The sequence below is a fragment of the Methylobacterium sp. FF17 genome, assembly GCF_025813715.1.
In the GTDB taxonomy this organism is placed as follows: domain Bacteria; phylum Pseudomonadota; class Alphaproteobacteria; order Rhizobiales; family Beijerinckiaceae; genus Methylobacterium; species Methylobacterium flocculans.
Genome location: NZ_CP107532.1, coordinates 1,201,722 through 1,216,334 on the forward strand (window position 1 = coordinate 1,201,722; position 14,613 = coordinate 1,216,334).

A 14,613-nucleotide genomic window follows, 5' to 3' on the forward strand; every position below is an offset into this window, starting at 1 on the left:
GAAGCACCACCGCGCTCCCTCTCCTGGAAGGAGAGGGTTGGGGTGAGGTGTAGTCCATCTCCGAAGAGGTCACGCACCTCACCCTGTCCCTCTCCTTCCAGGAGAGGGAACCCGCGGGTGTCTCCAGAGCTGGAGCGGCGAGAGCCTTCCGGGAGAACGACGGGATGCATGCCATCCCAGTTCGCGCGTGAAGCACCACCGCGCTCCCTCTCCTTCGGGAGAGGGTTGGGGTGAGGTGTGGTCCATCTCCGAAGAGGTCACGCACCTCACCCTGTCCCTCTCCTGCCAGGAGAGGGGACCCGGGGGTGTCTCCAGAGCTGGAGCGGCGAGAGCCTTCCGGGAGAACGACGGGATGCATGCCATCCCAGTTCGCGCGTGAAGCACCACCGCGCTCCCTCTCCTGGAAGGAGAGGGTTGGGGTGAGGTGTGGTCCATCTCCGAAGAGGTCACGCACCTCACCCTGTCCCTCTCCTGCCAGGAGAGGGGACCCGCGGGTGTCTCCAGAGGTGGAGCGGCGAGAGCTTTCCGGGAGAACGACGGGATACACGCCATTCCTGTTCGCTCGTGAAGCACCACCGCGCTCCCTCTCCTTCGAGAGAGGGCACCCGCGGGTGTCTCCAGAAGTCTGGCAACGAGAGCCTTCCGGGAGAACGAGGGAAGACGCCATCCCGGTTCGGTCGTGACACGCTACAGGGCCCCCTCTCCGAGGAGAGGGAACGCGTTGCGGGCGCGGCCCCGAAGCCACGAGCCGGATCCGATCTGAGCTCCCCGCAAGCTCGGCACCGAGGCGCAGCAGGACCACGTCATCGAGGCCGCCTGCGGAGGCTGGGTGCAGCGACGATGAAGCGGCTTTGACGGCAGCGATCAAACACATCACGCGGCTCGATAAGCCGGATAGATCCTAGGATTGATCTATTCTGCTCTTCTCGGAGACAGGTCGTACGGGAGACATGACGACACTGAAATCAAGCCGGATCATCACGAGGCCTTGATCATCCGCGACCTCGAGACGCCACTCCGCACATGAACAGATATGCTCGAAGTTTTCCGAGATCATCCGCCCGGCCAGCCAGATAGCCTCAAGCTTGGCCTCGTTCAAGTTATTCAGATCCGTCCCGACCTGATCAATCGTCGTTCTTCCGTCGTAAACATTGAAATGGAAGCGCGGCATGTCCCGCCTCATCTGTGTGGAGGCGGGAGCTCTTGCGCTCTCACTCGCGAGCATGCCTTGGATGGGGCGCGCGATTGCCTGCACCATGAGCAGGTATTCTTTATGCTGCTACTTCATGCGTTGGTTCGATGGCGGGGTCGACGCTGTGTCGCACCTGGGGAGGCGAACGATATCGTCATTTGAGAAGCGTTGGTCTCACGGCGAACAGTTCGGATACGTCGCTTCGACGTCATGACCCCATTCGACCTCCGATGCGGAGGCCTCGATGATGCTCTCGCCGCTACCCACGAATCCGATAAAAGCACGGGCTATTATCAGCCGTACATCGCCTTCAGGGCCGCCATTTTCCAATCATATCGCATTCACTTCGCAGGATTGTCCTGATTTTCGACAGCTGCGCAAACCTATGAGGGTCTTTCCCAAACGAGGGTGATGACACTCATCTTCCCGTCGACATTGAATTTGAACGGCGGTGTCTTCAGAATGAGTTTTTTGTCGCTGTATTCGACCTCACGAACCTGAGACGTCCCGGTCCACACCTCGTTCCACGACGTGTCGATCTTGTGGACGACCTTCTTTCCGTCGAACGCATATTCGCCGGCATACGCGAAGAAGGTCTTGTGCAGCTTCACCCGGTCTTCGTCGGTCATCTTGTCATTCGCGACCGGCTTCTCACGCCCTTCAAAGGCGCAAACGACCATCATTCGCCCGTCCTGGCCGTAATGCAGCCAGCCGGTCGGACGAGGACCGCCGTAGGCATCGATGACCTCGTTCGTATCCACCAGTTTTCGCGTCGCCGAAGCCAGTCGCCACGTGCCGTGTATCTCTTGCGCATCGATGGCGAACGAGGGTGCCGCCGTGAGGAAAGTGGCAGCCACCGCAATGAATCGTTTCATGGAGCCCTCCCATATCGTGTGATTCGCCGACGGCGATCAACGCGATGGTATGCGCGGGGGCCGTGGCCCGCTATCGGGAACCCGATTTCGCCCGGGGTGCGGGGGGCCTCGCCGTCGCGCCCCAGGCATGCCGCGCGTGACCGCGGGCGGCCGCCTCAATCCCCGGCGGGGCGGCTCAGGCAGGCGCCGCACTCGCCCTCCACCTCGAGGATGCGGCTGATCGGCCGGAAGCCCGCCTTGGCCAGGGTCCGCCCGAGCTGGTCCTCGACCTCGGGGGCGGTGGTCTCGTCGATGGTGCCGCAGTTGCGGCAGATCAGGAAGACGAGGCCCGCCCCGTCCGTATGGGAATGCCCGCAGGACACGAACGCGTTGCGGCTGGCGATGCGGTGGACGAGGCCGTGCTCGGTGAGGAAGTCGAGCGCCCGGTAGACCGAGACCGCCGCCACCCGGCGCCCGGGCTCGCTCAGGGCCTCGGCGATGTCGTAGGCGCCCATCGGCCGGGTCTGGCCCGCCACCGCCGCCAGCACGTCCCGGCGCAGGCGCGTGAACTGCAGGTCGCGCTCCCGGCACAGGCGCTCGGCCCGCGCGAGCGCCGCCTGCGCGCCGCCGCAACCGTGGTCATGCGTCGCCGCATGGTCGTGCATGATCTGCCCCGCGAACCATCTGCCCCGCGAACCCGGCCCGTTGAACTGCCCGAGTGTTACGATGTATCATCACCAACATAGGCCGGCGCATCCGTTCGGGCAAATGATCCATCCGTGACCCGGCTCCGACGCATGCCCGCTCCCCCGCGCCCCTCGCTGTTCCAGGCCGGCGCCGCCCTGCGCTTCGCGGCGGCCCTCCTCCTGGTCCTCCTGCTCTGGGCCGCCATCCTGTGGGCCTCCCGATGAGCTGCGACCCCCCCGGTGCGATCGCCCTGCGCGGCCTGACCTTGGGCTACGACCGCCATCCGGCCGTACACCACCTCGACGGGACGATTCCGCGCGGCGCCCTCCTCGCCCTGGTGGGCCCGAACGGCGCCGGCAAGTCGACGCTGCTCAAGGGGATCGTCGGCGAGATCCCCTGCCTGGAAGGACGCATCGAGCGCCCGGGCCTGGCCGACGGCATCGCCTACCTGCCCCAGGCCGCCGAGATCGACCGGAGCTTCCCCCTGAGCGTCCTCGACCTCGTCGCCATGGGCCTCTGGCGCCGCCTCGGCCCCTGGCGCAGCGCCCGGCCCTACCGGCCCCTGCTCCTGGACGCCCTCGCCAAGGTCGGCCTCGGCGGCTTCGAGAACCGGCTGACCGGCACGCTCTCGGGCGGACAGTTCCAGCGCGCGCTGTTCGCCCGCCTCATCGTGCAGGACGCCCGCGTCCTCCTCCTCGACGAGCCCTTCACCGGCGTCGACGGGCGCACCACCGCCGACCTCCTGGCGCTGATCCACGCCTGGCACGGCCAGGGCCGGACCATCGTGGCGGCCCTCCACGACATGGCGCAGGTCCGCCGGCACTTCCCGCAGACCCTGCTCATCGCCCGCGAGCCGGTGGCCTGGGGCGCGACCGAACGGGTGCTCACGCCGCACAACCTCGCCCGCGCCCAGAGCCTGTCGGAGGCCTGGGACGAGGATGCGGCCGTCTGCGGGGGCCATGCATCGTCCGATGCGGCGCCGGGGCATGCCCACGCGCATCACGATCATGCCCACGCGCAGCATGATGCACCGTCCCATCCGGCCCGCGACCACGGACACGCCGCGTGATCGACCTCCTGTTCGGCCCCTTCATCGAGTTCGGCTTCATGCGCCGGGCCCTGGTCGGCTGCCTCGCGCTCTCGCTCTCGGCGCCCCCCGTCGGCGTCTTCCTGATGCTGCGGCGCATGAGCCTGATGAGCGACGCCATGAGCCACGCCATCCTGCCGGGCGCGGCGATCGGCTTCCTGGTGGCCGGACTCTCGCTGCCCGCGATGACCCTCGGGGGCCTCGCGGCCGGCCTCGCGGTGGCGCTGCTGGCCGGGCTCGTCACCCGCTCGACGATCATCAAGGAGGACGCAAGTCTCGCTGCCTTCTACCTGATTTCCCTGGCGGGCGGGGTGCTGCTGGTGTCCCTGCGCGGGTCGCAGGTCGACCTCCTGCACATCCTGTTCGGCAGCGTGCTGGCCCTCGACGATCCGGCCCTGTGGCTGCTCGGCGGCATCGGCACCGTCACCCTGTTCGGGCTCGCCGCCCTCTACCGGCCCCTCGTGATGGAATGCGTCGACCCGCTCTTCCTGCGCACGGTGAGCCGCGCCGGCGGACCGGTCCACTACGCCTTCCTCGGCCTCGTGGTGATGAACCTGGTGGGCGGGTTCCAGGCGCTCGGCACCCTGCTCGCCGTAGGGCTGATGCTGCTGCCGGCCATCGCCGCCCGCTTCTGGGCGTCCGACCTCTCCGGCATGATCCCGGTCTCGATGGGCATCGCGATGCTGTCGAGCGTGATCGGGCTGAGCGTCTCGTACCGGGCCGACGTGCCGACCGGTCCGGCCATCGTGCTGGCCGCCGGCGGGCTCTACCTCGCCTCGATGCTGGTGGGCCGCCGCGGCGGCCTCGTCCACCGGCTGTTCCGCGCCCGCCACCTGGAAGCCTGATCCTCCAGGAAGCCTGATCCCGCTCGGGAGCCTCCGGCGGGAATTCTACAGGTTGAACAGGCTCATGAGGCCGGAGATGATGGCGTAGACGAAGCCGGCGTTGAGGAGGACGCCGATCGCCCCGATGGCGAGGCCGCCCAGCACCACGACACCGTCACGCTCGACCAGACCGAGGCCGACGAGGCAGATCGCCAGCCCGAGGGGGATCTGCCCGACGATCGGCGCAGCCACGATCAGGGCGAGCGACAGGGTCAGCAGCAGCAGGCCCACGCCCCGCATGCCGATCCCGGTCTCGAACAGGCTCATGCGCGGGCGCGACCAATGCTCGAGGCGACGCAGCAGGGGCACGGCGCGGCTGGCTGCGCGCTCGACATCCCGGCGGGCCACCGAGCGCCGCAGCAGCGCGCGCGGAAGCCAGGGCGAGGCCATGCCCGCCGTGATCTGGATCGCGACGAGCAGGAGCAGCAGGCCGCAGACCAGCGGAATCGGCGGCGGCATCGGCAGGCAGTTCGGCAATCCGAGGATCACGATGAGGAGCGCGAAGGCGCGATCCTTCAGGACGGCGACGATGTCACCGACTGTCAGGCGCTCTCCCTCCTGCTCGGCGAGCACGGTGAGAACCTCGGAAGTTCTGGCAGCAGGTGACAAGAAAGCTCGGCCATTGGCGACTGTCCTGAGGCGGGCTGTAGCCGAGTTGACCACTCAGGCCAAGCGGCGCGTCCGCGCGTGCAGCGTCTGAACCCGCTGCGATTCCCGTGGACGATCCCCGAGGCTGGCCACGATGGCCCATCACAGAGAACGATCTGAGGCTGCACTCATATTTCCCCGACAATCCGTGAGGTTTGAATATTTGTGGAGATCGAGACACGGTCCTCGTTTATAGTTGATATATCCATAACTTAGCCTCGTTTCGACCGATCCTTGGTTGCTTATCAAGCAAAAAACCCGGACAAAAAACCATCGCATCCGCATCGATTCGGATAGGCCATGGTATCGATCGCGGCCTGGAGGTCCGGCCGGGCTTTCCGGATCGGCCTCCTCGCGGGCCTGACGAGCCTCCTCGCACCGGCCTCTCCCGGACTGGCCGGTGCGTCCTCGCCGGCCTCGCTCCTCCTATTCGGCAGCCTGGAGGCGAGCCCGTCCGTCTTCGTCACCACCGGTGCGAAGGTGGCACTGGACCGGATCGACCGGGAGGGCTTCGTCGCCCTCGGCAGCATCGGCGCCAGCCGGCGGCAGGAGGGTACGCTCAATCGCGAGATCGCGACCGGCGCCCTCGTCTTCGGCTATCAATGGTTCCAGGACTGGGGGGTCGTGTCCGCCTATGCGGGGCCGGAAGGCATGGCGGAGGCAGTGACGGGCTGCAGCTGTGCCCGCATCCTGCCGCCGCGGTTCGGACTGCGCCTTCACGGTGAGGTCTGGGCCCGGCCGAGCGACGAAACCCTCCTGACCGCCACCCTCATCCTCGGCTCAACGCGCGCCAGCGCCTGGGGTCGTCTCGCCTGGGGGTATCGGATCGGGGGCGCCTATCTCGGGCCCGAAGCGGCGCTCTACCTCGACGGCACCGGCTACACGAAATGGAACCTCGGGCTGCACGCGACCGATTTCGCCCTCGGCCGATTCAGCCTGCGTGTCTCCGCCGGGCTGCAGCAAGCCAGCGCGCGGGAGGATACCAGCCCTTACGTCGGACTTACGCTCTGGACCCCCTGGTAGGGGTACGCGAACGGCGGGGTGGCGCCTGGAGTTCGAACGTGCCCTGGCGGGGGGCGACGGGGCGGCTCAGCCCATTCAGGAAATCTTCCGCCTGCGCCCGGATCTCCGCCCGCCGCGACCGCTCCATGCGTTCGAGAGTCCGGTAGGGCATCGCCAGGCGGGGGTTTCCCGAGAGCCGGTCGGCATGCGTGATCAGGAAATTCCAATAGAGATAGTTGAATGGGCAGGCCCCCGGACCGGTCTTCTTCGCGACGTCGTGGACGCAGGACCGGCAGTAATCCGACATCCGATTGATGTAGGCGCCCGAGGCCGCGTAGGGCTTCGAGCCCATCACGCCCCCGTCCGCCCAGAGCACCATGCCGTGGACGTTGGGCAACTCCACCCACTCGTAGGCGTCGGCGTAGACGACGAGGTACCATTCCTCCACCTGAGCGGGGGCGATCCCGGCGAGCAGGGCGAAGTTGCCGGTCACCATCAGGCGCTGGATATGATGGGCATAGGCGTGGGTGCGGGTGTCGCCAATGCACTGCGCCAAGCAGTTCAGGTCGGTCTCGCCGGACCAGTAGAACCACGGCAGATCGCGGGTCGCCTCCAGCGCGTTCGAGGCCGCGTAGTCCGGCATACGCGCCCAGTAGAGCCCCCGCACGTATTCGCGCCAGCCCAGGATCTGGCGGATGAATCCCTCGACGCAGTGGAGCGGCGCCCTCCCCTCCCGGTAGGCGCGCTCCGCTGCCCGACACACCTCTTCAGGGGTGAGCAGCCCGGAATTGAGGGCCGGGGCGATCAGCGCGTGGTAGAGGAACGGAGCGCCCGCGCGCATGGCGTCCTGGTAGTCGCCGAAGCGGGGCAAGCCGACGGCAAGAAAGTGCTTGAAGGCATCGAGCGCCTCGGTGCGGGTCACCGGCCAGGCGAAGGCGTCCGTATCGCCGAAATGATCCGCGAACGTGGCCTCCACCAGGGCGATGACCTCCCGCGTGACGGCATCCGGCGGGAAGCCGATCCGCTCCGGCGGGACATGCCCCTTCGGCAGGGGCTTGCGGTTCTCGAGGTCGAAGTTCCACTGGCCGCCGGTCGGCTCCGCCCCATCCATGAGGAGGCCGGTGCGTCGGCGCATGCCGCGATAGAACGTCTCCATGCGCAGCGAGCGGCGGTCCCCGGCCCAGGCCGCGAAGTCGGCGCGTGGGCAGAGGAAACGGTTATCATCGCGGATCTCCACGGATACGGCGGCATCGGCGCGCCAATCCTGCATCATCGCCCAGACCCGCCATTCGCCGGGCTCGGTCACGACGACGCGGTCGGGCTCATGACGCGCGATGGCCCGCATCAGCTCGCCGGTGAAGGTGCCGGTATTGCCGGGCGCATCGAGGCGGACGTAATCGACGGCGATGCCTTCCGCCTCCAGCTCGGCCGCGAAGTGGCGCATGGCGGAGAACAGGAAGGCGATCTTCTGCTTGTGATGCCGGACGTAGGTCGCCTCCGCCCGGACCTCGACCATCAGGACGACGTCGTGCTCCGGGTCGAGGTCCGTGAGGCTGGCGATGCGGCAGGTGAGCTGGTCGCCGAGCACGAAGCGAAGGGTGCGGATGGGGGTCAGCCCTTGGTGCGCAGGGCCGAGCGGCCGCCGTCGACCCCGATGATCTGTCCGGTGATCCAGCCGGCCTCGTCCGAGACGAGGAATGCGGCCAGATTTGCGATGTCCTCCGGCGTTCCAAGGCGTTGAAGTGCGTGCATCGCCGCGATTCCAGAGGCGAGCGTCTCGCTCGCGGTGAGCGCGGCGGCCAGGGGCGTCCGGGTCAGAGAGGGCGCCACCACGTTCACGCGGACCTGCGGGCTGAGTTCAGCCGCGAGCGAGAGGGCAAGCCCCTCCACGGCGCCCTTGGCCATGGCGACGGAGGCGTGATGGGCGAAGCCCTGCGCCACAGCCACGGTGGAGAACAGGACGATCCCGGCGCCCGCCTCACCCGCGCCGGCCTTGAGGGGCCGCGCCGCCGCCTGGATCGCCAGGAACGCGCCGAGCGCATTGATGCGGAAATCGGTCTCGGCATCCGCGACCGTGAGCTTGGCCAGCGGACGCAGGTTGATGGTGCCCACCGCGTAGACGAGGCCGCCGATCGTCTCGCCTGCCTCGGCGGTCACGCGCGAGAAGAAATCGGGATCGCAGACGTTGCCGGCCGTGAACGTGGTCTCACCGAGGTCGGATGCCAGCGACCGGAGGCGTCCCTCGTCACGCGCCGCAAGGTGCAGAGCGTATCCACGCCGCCGCAACGCCCGCGCCGTCGCCGCACCGATCCCGCCGGTTCCCCCGTAGACGATGACCCGCTTCATGCCCGCTCCCAATCCGCTCGCGATCGACTAAGTAAGGCGCGAGCCGCAGGCGGGGACCCGTCATGGCGCGGGTTCGGTCGAGCCCTGGGGTCGCAGGCTGGTCAGGAGCGTGATGAAGTTCGCCTTTGCGGGTATCGACTTCCTCGGCGGCGTGTTCGACGCTCTGATCGGGGCGGGTTGGACACCGATCAAGCTGTTCACCCGGCCCTGCGACGGCCTCTACGATCACAACGAGTCCGTCGTCGCGCGGGCGCGTTCGCACCGCATCCCCATGCAGATCTCGCGCCTGAAGGCACCGGACCTCGCGGCCCTGGCCGAGGCGCACGGTACCGATTGGGCCCTCGTCGTGGCGGGCTATCCCTGGCTCGTGAGAGGCTGGGCCGGGAAGGCCGCCTACGGGCTCAACTTCCACCCGTCCCCGCTGCCGGTCGGCCGCGGGCCCTATCCGCTGTTCAAGGCGATCAGCGACGGGCAGGCCGAATGGGGCGTGACCGCCCATGTCCTAGCCGAGGAGGGTTTCGACACCGGTGACATCCTTGTCCAGGAGCGGTTCGCGCTCTCGCCCCTCGAAACGCACGAGACCCTGCTCGCCAAGTGCCAGATCGCCGCCCATCGCATCGCCTCCGGCCCGGTCGCGCGCACGCTGCCGGCCCTGTGGAAGGCGGCCGCGCCGCAGGGTACCGGCTCCTACTGGCCCCGCGTGACGGATGCGGACCGCACGCTGGATTTCCGGACCGAGGTCGAGGCCATCCTGCGCCGGGTGCGGGCCTTCGGCTCTATCGAGACGTTGGCAAGGGTCGGCGAGACCCGTGTCTTCGTCGCGCAGGCCGAGGGATGGCGCGAAGCGCACCGCCATACACCGGGCGCCGTCGTGCACCGGTACCGCCGCCATATCGTCATCGCGGCCCGCGACGGCTACATCCAGCTCAACCGGTGGAGCCCGGTGCCGGCGACGGAAGTAGAGCATCTCGGGCGATAGGCGCTGAGGTCCCGTGAGCAACGTCGTGGCGTTTGCGGACGATCACTTTCGAACGGCGGGCTCTGACCGCTGTCAGGAGTGACGGCAACGCGTCATCATCCTGAGCCTCCTCCGGGCTGGACGCGACTTCGTACGCGACGATGTTTCCGGCTGAGGCCGGTCAGGTTCACCGGGTTTGGAACACCATCGTCATGGCGCGGATGCGTAAGAAGGCCGACCTGCCGACAAAGACCTGCGTCCAGTGCGGCAAACCGTTCGCGTGGCGCAAGAAGTGGGAACGCGTCTGGGACGAGGTGCGCTATTGCTCCGATCGGTGCCGGGCGGAATCCAAGCGCGGCGCACCGGACGCCACGCGGCGGGATTGAGCCTCAGGCCAGTGCGGCAAGGCCAGCGGGCGTGTCGACGTCCTGCGTGACGGCGGCATCCATCGCGAGTTCGAGTACGTCGCTGCGTTCGGCGAGGAGGCGTCCGGCGCCTTGGTCCCCCTGAAGCGCGGCAAGGGCAGAGGCGAGCAGGCGCCGGTTGAGGAGAACGGGATTGCCGCGCTGACCGGCATGGACCGGAACCACCGCCGACGGGGCCGGGTCCGCCCGCCGAAACGCGTCGGCGAGTTGGTTTAGGTGGTAAGGCGTGATGCGCGGCATGTCGCCCAGGAGGACGAGGACAGCGTCCACCCGGTCCGGCAGGGCCGCGAGCCCGACCTGCAGGGAGGTCGAGAGCCCGTCGCCGTGAGCCGGGTTGGTGACCCGAGCGAGATCCAGACCGTCGAGGGCGGGCCCGACCACGTCGGCATGGGCACCGAGCACGGCCACCACCGGCCCGAGCCCGGAGTCGAAGGCGGCCTCCGCCGCGTGGCGCACGAGGGGCTTGCCCCGCCAGGACTGGAGCAGCTTCGGGCTTGCGCCGAACCGGGTCCCACGTCCGGCCGCGAGGACGACAATGCCGATGTCAGGCATCGTCGTCGGCCGTATCGCCGCCGGAGCGCGGCTGAGGGCGCGAGACGATCTCCATGAGGAGGCCACCGACACCGAGCGCAACAATGTCGGCCCGGGTGACCGCGAGCCCCGCGAGCAGCCGGTGCAGCACCCAGTCGAAGCCGTTCTCCTTGGGCGAGCGGGCGCAGCCCGGCGCGCCGATGACCGGTACCCCGGCCACCGCGCCCACGAGCAGCAGGTTGCCCGGGTCGACCGGCATGCCAAGGTGCTCCACGTGGCCGCCCGCCGCCTCAATCCCAACGGGGATCACGTCGCGTCGGTCGGCGATGGCCGAGGCGCCGAACACCACCACGAGGTCCGCGCGATCCGCCTCCACCGAGGCACGGATCGCCGCCGCCACGTCCTCGGCGCGATGAGCCACGCGCGCATCGGTGACGAGGTCCGCCCCCGTCGGGGCGAGGCGACGGCGCAGGTTGGCCAGGGTCTTGTCGATGGTCGCAGGCTTCAAGCCGGACAGGAGCGTCGAGACCACGCCGACCCGCTGCAGGCGGTAGGGTGCCACACTGAGCGACGCCGCGGGCGCGGCGCGGCAGGCCCGCTCCAGGGCCTCGCCCGGGACCGCATAGGGGATGATCTTGACGGTGGCGACCATCTCGCCGGTCACCACGGGCTTGTAGGCGGGAAGCGTAGCCACCGTGATCGCCTCGTCGACGCCGTTCACGGCGTCGATCGCTGTCCGGTCGACCTGCAGGAGGCCGGCGCGCGCCGCGTGGAGATTGCACCGGCCCGTGAAGGGCGGCGCGCGATGCAGGTGGGAGCCGGCGAGGTGCGCGGCGAGGCCCTCGGCCGCCGCATCCTCGGTGACGTCGCCGGGTTCGAGCGTGACGGCGACGAGTTCGGACAGACCCGCCGCATCGAGGCGCAGGGCATCCGCGTGAGGGATGGCTTGGCCCTTCCTCAGAACGACGTCGTGTGCCCGCACCGTATGGGCGGCGATCAGGCCGGCGGCCTCCCGGGTCGGCACGGCACCGAACTTCAAGGCGTCGCCCCGGCGCGGGGGCCGCGCAGGGCGGCGATCACCTGGGCCAGGATCGACACCGCGATTTCGGCTGGGCTGACGGCACCGATATCGAGGCCGATCGGTGCGGCGATCCTGCCGATCTGCGCCTCCGAGAAGCCCCCCTGCGCGAGCCGCGCCACCCGCGCCGCGTGGGTTTTGCGCGAGCCGAGGGCGCCCACGTAGAAGCAGTCTGCATTCAGGGCGGCCACCAGGGCGGGGTCGTCGATCTTCGGGTCGTGGGTCAGGGCCGCCACCGCACAGTAGCGGTCCAACGGCGGGATCGGCCCCTTGAGGGCATCGTCGGGCCATTGCGCCACGAGGTCGATGCCGGGGAAGCGCTCCGGAGTGGCGAAGGCGGTGCGCGGATCGATGACGCTGACCGAGAGGTCGAGGGCGCGGGCCATGGGGGCCAGGGACTGGCTGATGTGAACCGCGCCGATTACCACGAGGCGCACCGGGGGCGCTTGCACGGTCAGGAAGAGATCGCGCCCCTCGACCGAGACGCGGCCGCTCCGGCCCGTGGCGAGGTGCTTGGCCAGAAGATCGGCCAGGGGATCGGACGCGATCTCGGCCTCGGGCACCACGCGCTGCGCGCCGCCATCGAGGTCGGTCACCAGGATCGCGGCCCGGCGTGCCGCACGCTCGGCATTGAGGCGTGAGAGGGTGTCGAGTTGCATGCCGGCGCCCTCAGGTCACGGGCTCGACGAAGACGCGGATGCGCCCGCCGCAGGACAGGCCGACGCGCCACGCCGTCTCATCGGCGACCCCGAATTCGATGACCCGCGCGCGCCCCTCGGCGATCGCCTCGACGCCTTCCGTGATCACCGCCCCTTCGACGCATCCGCCGGAGACCGAGCCGAGAAAATTGCCGCCGCCGTCGACCACGAGGTGGCTTCCCACGGGACGCGGCGCCGAGCCCCAGGTTTCGATGACCGTGGCGAGCGCCACGCCGCGTCCCTCTCGGCGCCAAGTCTCCGCGGCGGCGAGGATGTCGTGATCGGTCGAGAGTATGGACATGATGAACCCTGGATCCCCACGACGCCCCGCGCGGGCACGCGTTCCGGCAAACCCCTGCCAAAGACCTAAGCTCCCCTGCGGCCGCGACAATGCCGCGTCGCGAAACGCTGGATCAGAGCGTGACTTCCCGCACCGACCAGGCAGCCCTATCCTGAGTGCTTCTCAGCGAAGACCGATGGACCTGCATCCCATGACCGCCCGCAGCGCTTCGATCTTCGTCACGGTCCTGACCCTCGCCGCATGGCTCGGCATCGGCGGTGCGCAGGCGCAGATCCGGATCGGGCTCTCGGCGCCGCTGACGGGTCCGGATGCTGCTTTCGGCCTGGGCCTGCGCCTCGGTGCGGAGCAGGCGGTGGCCGACCTCAACAGGGCCGGCGGCGTCGAGGGGCAACGCCTCGTTCTGGTGGTGGCGGACGATGCCGGCGACGGCAAGCAGGGGCTCGCGGTGGCGCGACTGTTCGCGGCCGAGCGTGTCGGGCTCGTGGTCGGTCCCTTCAACGCGGGCGTGGCGGGTCTCGTCCTGCCGGCCTACGAGGAGGCCGGCATCGTCGCGGTGCTGCCGGGGACCAGCGTCACGAGCCTGACAGCGAAGGGCCTCTGGAACGTGTTCCGCACGGGCCCGAACGATGCAGAGCAGGGCGCGCGGGCCGGTGCCTACCTCACCGAGCGCCATGCCGGCCAGCGCATCGGCCTCGTGCACGACAAGAGTCCCTATGGGCGCGGCCTCGCCGAGGCGGTCTCCCGTAGTCTCAAGGGAAAGGGCCAGCCCGAAGTCGCCTTCGAGCCTCTGGCACGCGGCGAGCGGGACGCTTCGGGACTAGCGGCCCGGCTGAAGCGAGCGCGGGTGGACGCGGTGTATTTCGGAGGGCTCGCCCCGGAAGCGATCGTGCTGCTGCGCGGCCTGCGTGAGGCCGGGATGAGCGTGGCCCTGGTGGGCAGCGATGGGCTCCGCGATCCAGCCTTCGCACAGGCAGGGCCGATGGCCGAGGGCACGGTGATGACCGTGGCGCCCGATCCGCGCCGGCTCCCCGAGACGAAGGGCGCGCGTCCCCTCCGGACACCGGAGGCAGACATGGTCGCGCCCCTCGCCTACGCGGCGGTGGAGGTCCTGCGCCAGGGCCTTGCGGGTGCGCCACCCATCACGGGCGGGGTACCGGATGGAAAAGCGGTCGCGCAGTACCTGCACCAGGGCCAACCGATCCGGACGGTGCTCGGCGAATTGGCCTACGACGCGAAGGGCGACCTCAAATCCGACCCGCGCCGCCCCGCCGCCATCCTGCAGGTTTGGAAGCGGACGCCGGACGGACGCCTCGACTACGCGGGGAACGAGGTCGCGTACTGACCAAGCGACCCGACGCGCGCATTTGGATCGGAAGGTCTCCTGCGCACGCGCGAACCAAGTTGCGATCGTTCCGCATGGATCGGGGCTGGATTCCGGAAAAGCTTGCTTCCGAACCACATGAACCTTATGTCGGGGCAACGCTCGCCGGTGTTGCGCATCCGATGGGATCGGACCCGCCGCCCGCCGCGTTTTGCCGAACGGCTTCGTTTTGTGTCCCGGGTCGCCCCTTTTCAGGCCGTCCGGCTGGAGAGTGTGGATGGCGAAAGAAGAGTTGATGCAGTTCGACGGTCTCGTGATCGAGATCCTGCCGGACGCGCGCTACCGCGTGCAGCTCGACCAGGGCCACGAGATCGTGGCCTACACGGCCGGCAAGATGAAGAAGAACCGCATCAAGACTCTGGCGGGTGACCGCGTCACCGTCGAGATGTCACCCTACGACCTGGAGAAGGGACGCCTCGTGTTCCGTCACAAGGACGAGCGTTCCTCGGGTCCCCGCCCGCCGATGCGTGGACAGTTCCGCCGCCGCTGACGCTTCCGGCGCGACACCCGCTCCGAGGACGCAGCTCTAGGACGCCACTAG

At 68.8% G+C, this 14,613-nt stretch carries 18 protein-coding genes; 8 read left to right on the top strand and 10 right to left on the bottom strand.

Annotated elements, in window-relative coordinates; genetic code table 11:
• Positions 1-901: 901 nt before the first annotated feature.
• The 3 genes from OF380_RS05460 to OF380_RS05470 form a co-directional block, all read right to left on the bottom strand.
• Positions 902-1,171, bottom strand: coding sequence for a DUF6894 family protein (locus tag OF380_RS05460; RefSeq protein WP_264049752.1), 270 nt, complete (start codon positions 1,169-1,171; stop codon positions 902-904).
• Between the two features lie 404 nt (positions 1,172-1,575).
• Complete coding sequence (locus tag OF380_RS05465; RefSeq protein ID WP_264049753.1) at positions 1,576-2,067, bottom strand: lipocalin-like domain-containing protein; 492 nt, start codon at positions 2,065-2,067, stop codon at positions 1,576-1,578.
• A gap of 155 nt (positions 2,068-2,222) precedes the next feature.
• On the bottom strand, positions 2,223-2,711 hold the full coding sequence (locus OF380_RS05470; protein ID WP_264049754.1) for a Fur family transcriptional regulator: 489 nt from the start codon (positions 2,709-2,711) through the stop codon (positions 2,223-2,225).
• Positions 2,712-2,825: 114 nt separating this feature from the next.
• On the opposite strand from OF380_RS05470, the gene OF380_RS05475 reads away from it, so the two are divergent.
• From OF380_RS05475 to OF380_RS05485, 3 genes are read left to right on the top strand one after another with little or no spacing between them, the layout of a single operon-like run.
• Positions 2,826-2,957 carry a hypothetical protein gene (locus OF380_RS05475; protein WP_264049755.1) on the top strand — a complete coding sequence of 44 codons (132 nt, stop codon included), beginning with the start codon at positions 2,826-2,828 and terminating at the stop codon, positions 2,955-2,957.
• On the top strand, positions 2,954-3,802 hold the full coding sequence (locus OF380_RS05480) for a metal ABC transporter ATP-binding protein (protein WP_264049756.1): 849 nt from the start codon (positions 2,954-2,956) through the stop codon (positions 3,800-3,802). The genes OF380_RS05475 and OF380_RS05480 overlap by 4 nt, the downstream gene beginning before the upstream one ends.
• 38 nt (positions 3,803-3,840) lie before the next feature.
• Complete coding sequence (locus OF380_RS05485) at positions 3,841-4,665, top strand: metal ABC transporter permease (RefSeq protein WP_264051206.1); 825 nt, start codon at positions 3,841-3,843, stop codon at positions 4,663-4,665.
• A gap of 45 nt (positions 4,666-4,710) precedes the next feature.
• On the opposite strand, the gene OF380_RS05490 is transcribed toward OF380_RS05485, so the two are convergent.
• Complete coding sequence (locus tag OF380_RS05490) at positions 4,711-5,277, bottom strand: exopolysaccharide biosynthesis protein (protein WP_264051207.1); 567 nt, start codon at positions 5,275-5,277, stop codon at positions 4,711-4,713.
• Positions 5,278-5,652: 375 nt separating this feature from the next.
• Here OF380_RS05490 and bcsS point away from each other — a divergent pair, with 375 nt between their 5' ends.
• Positions 5,653-6,375 (top strand): cellulose biosynthesis protein BcsS, encoded by a 723-nt coding sequence (bcsS, locus tag OF380_RS05495; protein ID WP_264049757.1) that lies wholly within the window; start codon positions 5,653-5,655, stop codon positions 6,373-6,375.
• Here bcsS and OF380_RS05500 read toward each other — a convergent pair.
• Both OF380_RS05500 and OF380_RS05505 read right to left on the bottom strand, forming a co-directional pair.
• Positions 6,353-7,960, bottom strand: coding sequence for a cryptochrome/photolyase family protein (locus OF380_RS05500; RefSeq protein WP_264051208.1), 1,608 nt, complete (start codon positions 7,958-7,960; stop codon positions 6,353-6,355). The genes bcsS and OF380_RS05500 overlap by 23 nt on opposite strands.
• Positions 7,961-7,965: 5 nt before the next feature.
• Positions 7,966-8,700: an SDR family NAD(P)-dependent oxidoreductase gene (locus OF380_RS05505; RefSeq protein ID WP_264049758.1), complete on the bottom strand. Its 735-nt coding sequence runs from the start codon at positions 8,698-8,700 to the stop codon at positions 7,966-7,968.
• 112 nt (positions 8,701-8,812) lie between these two features.
• Here OF380_RS05505 and OF380_RS05510 point away from each other — a divergent pair, with 112 nt between their 5' ends.
• Positions 8,813-9,679, top strand: a complete 867-nt coding sequence (locus OF380_RS05510; protein WP_264049759.1) for a methionyl-tRNA formyltransferase — start codon at positions 8,813-8,815, stop codon at positions 9,677-9,679.
• 191 nt (positions 9,680-9,870) lie between these two features.
• Positions 9,871-10,044, top strand: coding sequence for a DUF2256 domain-containing protein (locus tag OF380_RS05515; protein ID WP_264049760.1), 174 nt, complete (start codon positions 9,871-9,873; stop codon positions 10,042-10,044).
• A 3-nt stretch (positions 10,045-10,047) separates the two neighbouring features.
• Here the strand turns inward: OF380_RS05515 and OF380_RS05520 are convergent, their stop codons facing one another.
• Genes OF380_RS05520 through OF380_RS05535 form a run of 4 tightly spaced genes read right to left on the bottom strand, consistent with a single transcriptional unit; the run spans position 10,048 to position 12,685 of the window.
• Positions 10,048-10,635 carry a nucleotidyltransferase family protein gene (locus OF380_RS05520; protein WP_264049761.1) on the bottom strand — a complete coding sequence of 196 codons (588 nt, stop codon included), beginning with the start codon at positions 10,633-10,635 and terminating at the stop codon, positions 10,048-10,050.
• Positions 10,628-11,653, bottom strand: a complete 1,026-nt coding sequence (locus OF380_RS05525) for a molybdopterin-binding protein (protein ID WP_264049762.1) — start codon at positions 11,651-11,653, stop codon at positions 10,628-10,630. The genes OF380_RS05520 and OF380_RS05525 overlap by 8 nt, the downstream gene beginning before the upstream one ends.
• Entirely contained in the window at positions 11,650-12,351 is a 702-nt protein-coding gene (locus OF380_RS05530) for an XdhC family protein (RefSeq protein ID WP_264049763.1), read from the bottom strand. Before OF380_RS05530 ends, OF380_RS05525 begins: the two co-directional genes overlap by 4 nt.
• Before the next feature lie 10 nt (positions 12,352-12,361).
• Positions 12,362-12,685: an XdhC family protein gene (locus OF380_RS05535; protein WP_264051209.1), complete on the bottom strand. Its 324-nt coding sequence runs from the start codon at positions 12,683-12,685 to the stop codon at positions 12,362-12,364.
• 196 nt (positions 12,686-12,881) lie between these two features.
• Between OF380_RS05535 and OF380_RS05540 the strand changes: the two genes are divergently transcribed.
• Together OF380_RS05540 and infA are read left to right on the top strand one after the other, a co-directional pair.
• Positions 12,882-14,033 (top strand): branched-chain amino acid ABC transporter substrate-binding protein, encoded by a 1,152-nt coding sequence (locus OF380_RS05540; protein WP_264049764.1) that lies wholly within the window; start codon positions 12,882-12,884, stop codon positions 14,031-14,033.
• Positions 14,034-14,289: 256 nt separating this feature from the next.
• A complete protein-coding gene (gene infA / locus OF380_RS05545) occupies positions 14,290-14,562 on the top strand; it encodes a translation initiation factor IF-1 (RefSeq protein WP_056178999.1) in 273 nt (90 codons plus the stop codon).
• Positions 14,563-14,613 lie beyond the last annotated feature (51 nt).

Bases quoted from the DNA above. Each gene is read 5' to 3' on its own strand.
- OF380_RS05460 (WP_264049752.1), bottom strand. From the start codon at position 1,171: ATGCCGCGCTTCCATTTCAATGTTTACGACGGAAGAACGACGATTGAT.
- OF380_RS05465 (WP_264049753.1), bottom strand. From the start codon at position 2,067: ATGAAACGATTCATTGCGGTGGCTGCCACTTTCCTCACGGCGGCACCC.
- OF380_RS05470 (WP_264049754.1), bottom strand. From the start codon at position 2,711: ATGCACGACCATGCGGCGACGCATGACCACGGTTGCGGCGGCGCGCAG.
- OF380_RS05480 (WP_264049756.1), top strand. From the start codon at position 2,954: ATGAGCTGCGACCCCCCCGGTGCGATCGCCCTGCGCGGCCTGACCTTG.
- OF380_RS05485 (WP_264051206.1), top strand. From the start codon at position 3,841: ATGCGCCGGGCCCTGGTCGGCTGCCTCGCGCTCTCGCTCTCGGCGCCC.
- bcsS (WP_264049757.1), top strand. From the start codon at position 5,653: ATGGTATCGATCGCGGCCTGGAGGTCCGGCCGGGCTTTCCGGATCGGC.
- OF380_RS05505 (WP_264049758.1), bottom strand. From the start codon at position 8,700: ATGAAGCGGGTCATCGTCTACGGGGGAACCGGCGGGATCGGTGCGGCG.
- OF380_RS05510 (WP_264049759.1), top strand. From the start codon at position 8,813: ATGAAGTTCGCCTTTGCGGGTATCGACTTCCTCGGCGGCGTGTTCGAC.
- OF380_RS05515 (WP_264049760.1), top strand. From the start codon at position 9,871: ATGGCGCGGATGCGTAAGAAGGCCGACCTGCCGACAAAGACCTGCGTC.
- OF380_RS05520 (WP_264049761.1), bottom strand. From the start codon at position 10,635: ATGCCTGACATCGGCATTGTCGTCCTCGCGGCCGGACGTGGGACCCGG.
- OF380_RS05530 (WP_264049763.1), bottom strand. From the start codon at position 12,351: ATGCAACTCGACACCCTCTCACGCCTCAATGCCGAGCGTGCGGCACGC.
- OF380_RS05540 (WP_264049764.1), top strand. From the start codon at position 12,882: ATGACCGCCCGCAGCGCTTCGATCTTCGTCACGGTCCTGACCCTCGCC.
- infA (WP_056178999.1), top strand. From the start codon at position 14,290: ATGGCGAAAGAAGAGTTGATGCAGTTCGACGGTCTCGTGATCGAGATC.